This is a genomic window from Halomonas sp., from assembly GCF_033549285.1.
Lineage (GTDB): Bacteria > Pseudomonadota > Gammaproteobacteria > Pseudomonadales > Halomonadaceae > Halomonas.
This window is the reverse complement of sequence record NZ_JAWSUJ010000145.1, coordinates 1-6,886: the sequence shown is the minus strand read 5'-3', so window position 1 is coordinate 6,886 and position 6,886 is coordinate 1. Positions and strand designations below refer to the sequence as shown.

The 6,886-nt window shown below is 62.1% G+C and carries 8 protein-coding genes and 2 pseudogenes; 3 read left to right on the top strand and 7 right to left on the bottom strand.

Features of this window, described 5'->3' with window-relative positions:
* A pseudogene (locus SCI24_RS20105) lies at nucleotides 1-275 on the top strand (hypothetical protein); the annotation flags it as partial.
* 132 nt (nucleotides 276-407) lie between these two features.
* On the top strand, nucleotides 408-719 hold the full coding sequence (locus SCI24_RS20100; RefSeq protein WP_318727068.1) for an MbcA/ParS/Xre antitoxin family protein: 312 nt from the start codon (nucleotides 408-410) through the stop codon (nucleotides 717-719).
* A 112-nt stretch (nucleotides 720-831) separates the two neighbouring features.
* Here the strand turns inward: SCI24_RS20100 and SCI24_RS20095 are convergent, their stop codons facing one another.
* Entirely contained in the window at nucleotides 832-1,026 is a 195-nt protein-coding gene (locus SCI24_RS20095) for an MbcA/ParS/Xre antitoxin family protein (RefSeq protein WP_318727067.1), read from the bottom strand.
* Between the two features lie 246 nt (nucleotides 1,027-1,272).
* Here SCI24_RS20095 and SCI24_RS20090 point away from each other — a divergent pair.
* Nucleotides 1,273-1,551 (top strand): annotated as a pseudogene (locus SCI24_RS20090) (transposase); the annotation flags it as partial.
* 44 nt (nucleotides 1,552-1,595) lie between these two features.
* On the opposite strand, the gene SCI24_RS20085 reads toward SCI24_RS20090, so the two are convergent.
* From SCI24_RS20085 to SCI24_RS20060, 6 genes are read right to left on the bottom strand one after another with little or no spacing between them, the layout of a single operon-like run.
* Entirely contained in the window at nucleotides 1,596-2,606 is a 1,011-nt protein-coding gene (locus SCI24_RS20085; RefSeq protein ID WP_318727066.1) for a LacI family DNA-binding transcriptional regulator, read from the bottom strand.
* A 39-nt stretch (nucleotides 2,607-2,645) separates the two neighbouring features.
* Nucleotides 2,646-3,179 carry a gamma carbonic anhydrase family protein gene (locus SCI24_RS20080; protein WP_318727065.1) on the bottom strand — a complete coding sequence of 178 codons (534 nt, stop codon included), beginning with the start codon at nucleotides 3,177-3,179 and terminating at the stop codon, nucleotides 2,646-2,648.
* 11 nt (nucleotides 3,180-3,190) lie between these two features.
* Nucleotides 3,191-4,123, bottom strand: coding sequence for a 3-keto-5-aminohexanoate cleavage protein (locus SCI24_RS20075; RefSeq protein WP_318727064.1), 933 nt, complete (start codon nucleotides 4,121-4,123; stop codon nucleotides 3,191-3,193).
* A gap of 49 nt (nucleotides 4,124-4,172) precedes the next feature.
* Entirely contained in the window at nucleotides 4,173-5,108 is a 936-nt protein-coding gene (locus tag SCI24_RS20070; RefSeq protein WP_318727063.1) for a 3-hydroxyacyl-CoA dehydrogenase, read from the bottom strand.
* Nucleotides 5,109-5,127: 19 nt separating this feature from the next.
* On the bottom strand, nucleotides 5,128-5,901 hold the full coding sequence (locus SCI24_RS20065) for an SDR family oxidoreductase (RefSeq protein ID WP_318727062.1): 774 nt from the start codon (nucleotides 5,899-5,901) through the stop codon (nucleotides 5,128-5,130).
* Between the two features lie 22 nt (nucleotides 5,902-5,923).
* Entirely contained in the window at nucleotides 5,924-6,817 is an 894-nt protein-coding gene (locus SCI24_RS20060) for a TRAP transporter large permease (RefSeq protein WP_318727069.1), read from the bottom strand.
* Nucleotides 6,818-6,886: the final 69 nt, after the last annotated feature.

Here is a 6,886-nt window from a genome sequence, read left to right as displayed (position 1 = left end):
GAGCCGGGTGCGTCAATTGCGCATGCCCGGATCTGAGGGGGGCCGGGTCGAGCAATCGCCCGGTCTACCCGACTAGCACTATTGAAAAACACACAGCGGCAGTGTTGGACGCCGCCGAACGGATCTGTGACTCTAGTTTTAAATCTCGCAACTGGTTCCACAACGAACCAGTTGATGCGTTCGACTATCAAACCGCTGATCAGCTTGTGGCTGCCGGTCGCACCGAGTCGCTGTGTCGCTATCTGCAGTCAATAGATGCCGGCTGGCTTGGATGAGGCGGCAATTACTATGAATTTTTCGGTAGTTCTCCACGAGACTCCGTCCTGAAGGCGCGCCGATCCGCTTGGCAAGCCTGTCAATCGAAAGCACACCCCCCCCCGTTTCTCGGTTATCCTATGGAGACTGCAATGACAAAACGAAGCGATAAGCCGTATGAACGGCTACGGAGGAGCGTCGTCAAGTATGAGGCCCCGCTGGAGCCTGCTGCAGAAAAAGAGGATTGGGCGATGCTTGGCACTGATGAGTCGGAAGAGAAAATCGCAATCGCAATCTGGCGGGCGGCTATCGAAATGTTTGGGGGTTATAGAACAGCGGCAGACCGCTGGTTACACCATGAGTCCATGGGACTTGGGTGGAAGCGCCCAATCGATGTCATGCAAGAAGACCCTCAGCAGTTGCTGGATCTAATAGGCAGGATAGAGCATGGAGTTTACACCTGATCCGAGCCAGAAGATGGCGTAGCAAACAAAAGGTATCCACCAACCCTGGCCTTGTCCGCCAATCAACGAGGAACATTGGTTGCTAATAGTTAGGGTGCCAGCGGCCATGCAATCACGACGCGAACCCATGACGTAGCTGTTCCAGCAGCTCTTCCGCAGCAGCGTAGCCCTGCGGTGTTGCGCTAGCCTCCAGGGCGCTGATACCTCCCAGGATCCGACGCGGCTTGCGTAGCCACTTAGTGGCTTTCTCCCGGCTGCCGAAGATCTCTTCGGCAAGTAGGGTGATCCGGTATTGAGCATTAATCATGGCGCCTTCTCCTCTTGAACTGGTCATGTAATGTCCGCTGAGATGATGGTTTGGTCAGGCTGAACCGAATTGTTCAGTGGTTCCTGAAGGCTGCTGGTTCACAATAGTACTAAAAACAACATAGTGAAGAAGTACAGAGCAAGGGTTGCTATAGGGAAACGCTGCATAATTCCCGCCGCAGCTGCCTGGTAGCCGTCGCGAGGTAAAATCTTGCTACCCTGTCACACCACCTGACCGAGCCACCCGATGAAGCAGATCTCGTTCGCCCAAGCCGAGTACCAGAACAAGAAAAAGGTCACCCTCCGCGAGCGGTTCCTGGCTCAGATGGAAACCCTAGTGCCTTGGCAACGGCTCATCGGCGCGCTGTCGCCCGCCTACTTCCCGAACGCGGCCGGCAAGCGCAGCCGCCCGCCCATCGGCATGGAGCGCATGCTGTGGATCTACTTCCTGCAATAATGGTATGCGCTCGCTGACAAGGCACTCGAAGATGCGATTTACGACAGCCAGGCAAGGTGGGCGCATGCGCCCAGCCGCCAACCTATCAATCCTTATATGACATGCGGTTCAGGCTACCGCGACGGTGGACGGGTGCTACCGCGCAGCATGGGTGTGACTGGCAGGATGTGGAGCTCGGGCGGCATGTCCTCCTGAGCCATCTGCATCATCAGCAGTTCGGTGGCTTTCTGAATCATCATGTCCACGGGTTGCCTGACGGTTGTCAGCGAGTGGCTGGGCCAGGCGGCCATGGGCACGTCGTCGAAGCCGATGATCGAGATGTCCCCGGGTACTTGAAGGCCGAACTCGTGACGCAGGACCTCCATGGCGGCAAGCGCCATCAGGTCATTGGCCGCGAAGAGGGCATCGGGTGGTGTAGGTGAGCTGAACAGACGTCGAGTCGCCTGGCAGGCATCCTCGTATCGGTAGTTGCCAATCTCGATTGCCTGACAGGTCCGGTCCATGGACTGCAGACCCTCGAGGAAGCCCCTCTCACGCTGCTGGTGGGTCGAGGAATCCGGCAGGCCACCCAGGAAGGCAAAGTGTTGGTGGCCTAATGACGCCAGGTGACGTCCTGCCCAGTAGCCGCCCTGAACGTTGTCGCTGCCAACCTGGCTTATCCCGGCATAGTCCACGGTGCGATTGATGATGACGACCGGGATTCCGAAGTCGTCCACCAGTCCGGCCTGGTGCTGGGTCATGGTGATGGCCAGCATCAGCACGCCTTCGACCTGGCTGCGAATGATGTCATCAAGCACGGCGTCGAAGTCACCGCTGGGCGGGGCGAAGAACATCAGCAGGTGATAGCCCTGCGCCTGAAAGAAGCGAGAGGCCTTCTCCAGCATGAAGCTGTAAAACGGATTCTCCAGGCTGTAGGTGACCACGGCGATGGTGCGACTTGAGCGTGTGATGAGCGAGCGGGCGATCGTGTTGGGGCGATAGCCCAGCTCGCGGGAGGCGTCCATTACCTTCTTACGCGTACTCTCCGAAACCTTGGCGTTTGGCGAGAAGGTCCGGCTTACGGCTGATTGCGAGACGCCGGCCAAGCGGGCGACATCGCGTGAGGTAACGGATTTTCTTTTCATCGATTCGCTTGTTTTCCGGGCCTGAAGTGATGGCAGGGTCTACGAAGTGGCGAGCTCGACACGCTCCAGAGAACGGTATGTGTTGATCTTCTGCACATAGACACGGCTGTTGTCCAGAGCCGACTGTACCTCGTCGTCGGTCAGTTCCCTCACCACCTTGGCGGGGGTGCCGACGATCAGCGAGCGCGGCGGGAATCGTTTGCCGGCGGTGATTAGTGACCCGGCACCGATGATGCAGTGCTCACCGATCTCTGCGCCGTTCAGCAGGGTCGCATTCATACCCACCAGCGTGCCGTCACCGATGCGGCAGCCGTGCAGCATGGCCAGGTGACCAACGGTCACCTGACGACCGAGGGTGACCGGGTAACCGGGGTCAGTATGCACGACACAGCCATCCTGCAGATTGCTGCCTTCTCCCACAGTGATCGGTTCATTGTCACCGCGAAGTACCGCCCCAGGCCAGACGGTGACTTCAGGGGCCAGGTGGATGCGACCGATCAGCGTAGCCTCATCCAGCACCATGGCGGCAGGGTGGATGTGAGGCGCGTGCCCTTCGAGTTGGTAGACAGGCATGACAGGTCTCCTTAGAAGCCGACCTGGTCGGCGCCCTTGAGCTGCAGCATCTCGCGCGCCTCGTCGGGAGTTGCCACCTCGAAGGAGAGGCCCTCCAGGATCTCGCGAACCTTGGCCACTTGGCTGGCATTGCTCTCGGCGAGCTTGCCCGGCGCGAGCCACAGCGAGTCTTCGAGACCCACCCGGACATGGCCACCCATGGCGGCGGCTTGGGCGGCGATGCGCATCTGGCTGCTGCCGGCTCCCAGAACGGACCACTCATAGTCGTCGCCGAACAGCCGGTTGGCGGTGCGGCGCATGTGCATCACGTCCTCCGGATGGGGGCCGATGCCGCCCAGGATGCCGAATACGCTCTGCACGAAGATTCGCCCCCCGACGATGCCACGGTCCATGACATTGCGCAGGCTATAGAGGTGGCCGATATCGTAGCATTCGCATTCGAAGCGGGTCCCGTTCTTGCCGCCGAGCGTCATCGCCGTCTCGATGTCGGCGAAGGTGTTCTTGAACACCAGGTCGCGGCTGTTCTCGAGGTGGGCACGCTCCCACTCGTGCTGGAAGCTGTCGTAGCGATTGAGCATGGGAAACAGGCCGAAGTTGATCGACCCCATGTTCATCGAGGCGAGCTCCGGCTTGAACTCCATGGCCGGGCGCATGCGCTCCTCCACCGTCATGTGCGGGCTACCGCCGGTGGTGAGGTTGATGACCGCATCGGTAGAGGCCTTGATGCGCGGCAGGAAACGCTCGAAGACGGCCGGGTCCTGGGTGGGCTTGCCGTTCTCCGGGTCCCGTGCGTGGAGGTGCAGGATGGAGGCGCCTGCCTCGGCGGCGGCGATGCCCGCCTCGGCGATCTCTTCCGGGGTGACGGGCAGGTGGGGTGACATGGAGGGGGTGTGGATGGCGCCGGTTACGGCGCAGGTGATGATGACCTTGCGTTGGGTAGCCATGGGAATATCTCTCCTGGTGGCAGGTGTCGGGAGTCAGGACATGTCGGGGTCAGGAAGGGGAGAAGCTGCGCTGGTGTGCCATCAGCGCCATGAGGCGGCGGTCGCGCCAGGCCTGCCGGTCGGCGAGGCCAGCGGTCGGAAGCCGTTCCCGGCGTTCCTGGTCCAGCGCGGCCAGTGTTGCGGGGGCCCAGGGATCGTCATCCCCTCGTTGGCGGTCGACGTCGCGGTAGAGCGGGCCGTAGCGCTGGCCATAATCGACCACGCCGTTCGGTGCATTGAGATCGATGGTCTCGAGGGGCCCCATGAAGGACCAGCGCAGGCCTAGCCCATGCTTGACGGTCTTGTCGAGGTCCTCGGCGGAGACATAGCCGTCACGGAACAGACGCAATGCCTCGTTGAGCAGGGCGCCCTGAAGCCGGTTGAGAATGAAGCCCTGGATCTCCTTTCGCACCAGGATCGGCGCCTGTTGGGCCTGCACCATGAGCTGCATGGTGCGGTCCACCGCTGACTCCGAGGTGGCCGGTGATGGGGCGACCTCGACTAGCGGGATCAAGTAGGGCGGGTTCACCGGATGCGCAACCAGGCAGCGTTCGGGGTGGCGCAAGTGCTCGGTGAATTGCGAAGCGGCGATGCCCGAGGTGGAGCTGGCCAGCACGGTGTCTTCGGCCGCCACCGCCTCCAGGTTGGTGTAGATGCGTCGCTTGGCCTCGACGTCCTCGGGGCCGCACTCCTGGATGTACGTTGCGTCCGTCATAGCGCTCGCCAGATTGCTCGCGGTCCGGATGCGCGACAGGGGGGCTTCTGTGTCCTCGATCAGGCCGGCCTGCTGGAGATCGGCGAGGGACTGGCGGATGGCCTCCCTGGCCTTGTCCAGGGTGCCGGCATCCACGTCGTAGAGGGTGACGGGCATGCCGGCCCGGGCGAAGACGATGGCCCAGGCGCGGCCGATCAGGCCGGCTCCGAGGATGCCGATTCGAGTTGTCATGAGGTGACTCCTTTGCCGGTCACAGCGATTCGACGTTGGCGCACACACTCAGCGCCTGGCCCGAGATATTGGCGCCGCCCGGCGCGGACAGGAACAGCGCCATGGCCGCGATGTCGGTGGGTTCCACCATGCGACGCAGGGAGATCTTGGCGAGGTTTTCCTGCTCCATCTCGGCGTAGCCGATCCCTCGCTTGGCGGCGCGATCCTCGATGACCTTCTCGATGCGCGGCCCGCGCACGATGCCGGGCAGGATGGCGTTGACCCGCACCCCTTCGGGGCCGAGCTCACAGGCCAGGCTCTTGGTCAGGCCGACCACAGCCCACTTGCTGGCGGCATAGGGGGTGCGGTAGGCGAACCCCAGGCGGCCGGCGACCGAGGCCAGATTGATCATCAGCCCTTGGCTCTCGCGCAGCAGCGGGGTGGCGCGATGGGCGACCCGGTACTGGCCGTTGAGATTGATGTCGATGGTGCGGGTCCAGCTCTCGTCGTCGATCTCGTCAATCCCAGCCGTGGGCCCGGCAATACCGGCGTTGTTGACCACCACGTCGAGCCCGCCTAGGGCGGCGGCATCATGGAAGAGCCGTTCGACGTCTGCTTCCTGACTGACATCGGCCTGGGTGTGGGTGATCCCCTCGGGCAGGGCGGCCAGGGCCCGGGTATCAATATCGCAGACGTGTACGCGGGCGCCGGCCTCCTGGAAGGCCTTGGCGATGGCCAGGCCGATGCCGTTGGCACCGGCGGTGATCAGCACTCTGAGGCCGTGGCGTGGCGCCAGGCTTTCTACGACGGTCATGGTGTTCTCTCCTTGAAGGGCCTTACAGCGAAGGCAGCCAGGTGGACAGGAAGGGCAGCAGGCTGATGATCAGCAGGTTGATGAGCACGATGCCGACAAAGGGCATGACGGCCCAGGCGAGGCGGGCGATACCAATCTGGGTGATTTGGGAGGCCACGAAGAGGTTGAGGCCGACCGGCGGGGTGAACATGCCCATGGCCAGGTTGACCACCATGATGATGCCGAAGTGGACCGGATCGAAGCCGTAGCCGATCGCGATCGGCAGCAGGATCGGCACAAAGATCAGGATCGCAGCGGCCGCCTCGATGAACATGCCGGCCACCAGCAGAAGGAGGTTGGCCAAGAGAATAAAGAGCAGCGGGCTATCGATGGCCGAGATCACGAAATCGGAGATCATGTCCGGCACTCTCAGGCGCTGCAGGATGCGGCCGTAGAGCCCCGCGGCACCGATGATGCTGAGTACCACGGCGGTGGTGACCGCCGATTGCTTGAGGATGCTGACCAGGCTGTTAAGCGTGATTTCCCGATAGATGACAAAGCCGATCATGAAGGAGTAGGCGACCGCGATCACCGCGGCCTCGGTCGGCGTGAAGATGCCGCCATAGATGCCGCCCAGGATGATGATCGGCATGAGAATCGCCAGGATCGCCTTGCGCCCAGCATGCAGGACGTCCTTCAGGGAACTCTTCTCGTTGCCGCCCAGGCCGTTTGCCTTAGCGAAGAAGTAGGCGAAGAGCAGTAGGGTCAGCGTGACCAGGATGCCTGGCAGGATGCCGGCGATGAACATGTCACCCACCGAGACGTTGGCGGCGATCCCGTAGAGGATCAGCGGGATGCTGGGCGGGATGATCACGCCGAGGGCGCCGGAGGCGGCCTGATTGGCGGCGGCATAGCTGCCGGGATAGCCCTTCCTGATTACGCATAACAGTCAGCCATCTTCAGGAACCGATACGGCATTGGCGGTGTTCTCGCCGCCACCGTGAGA

Excerpts from the sequence above, each read along its gene's own strand:
- SCI24_RS20100 (WP_318727068.1), top strand. The coding sequence starts at position 408 with ATGACAAAACGAAGCGATAAGCCGTATGAACGGCTACGGAGGAGCGTC.
- SCI24_RS20095 (WP_318727067.1), bottom strand. The coding sequence starts at position 1,026 with ATGATTAATGCTCAATACCGGATCACCCTACTTGCCGAAGAGATCTTC.
- SCI24_RS20085 (WP_318727066.1), bottom strand. The coding sequence starts at position 2,606 with ATGAAAAGAAAATCCGTTACCTCACGCGATGTCGCCCGCTTGGCCGGC.
- SCI24_RS20080 (WP_318727065.1), bottom strand. The coding sequence starts at position 3,179 with ATGCCTGTCTACCAACTCGAAGGGCACGCGCCTCACATCCACCCTGCC.
- SCI24_RS20075 (WP_318727064.1), bottom strand. The coding sequence starts at position 4,123 with ATGGCTACCCAACGCAAGGTCATCATCACCTGCGCCGTAACCGGCGCC.
- SCI24_RS20070 (WP_318727063.1), bottom strand. The coding sequence starts at position 5,108 with ATGACAACTCGAATCGGCATCCTCGGAGCCGGCCTGATCGGCCGCGCC.
- SCI24_RS20065 (WP_318727062.1), bottom strand. The coding sequence starts at position 5,901 with ATGACCGTCGTAGAAAGCCTGGCGCCACGCCACGGCCTCAGAGTGCTG.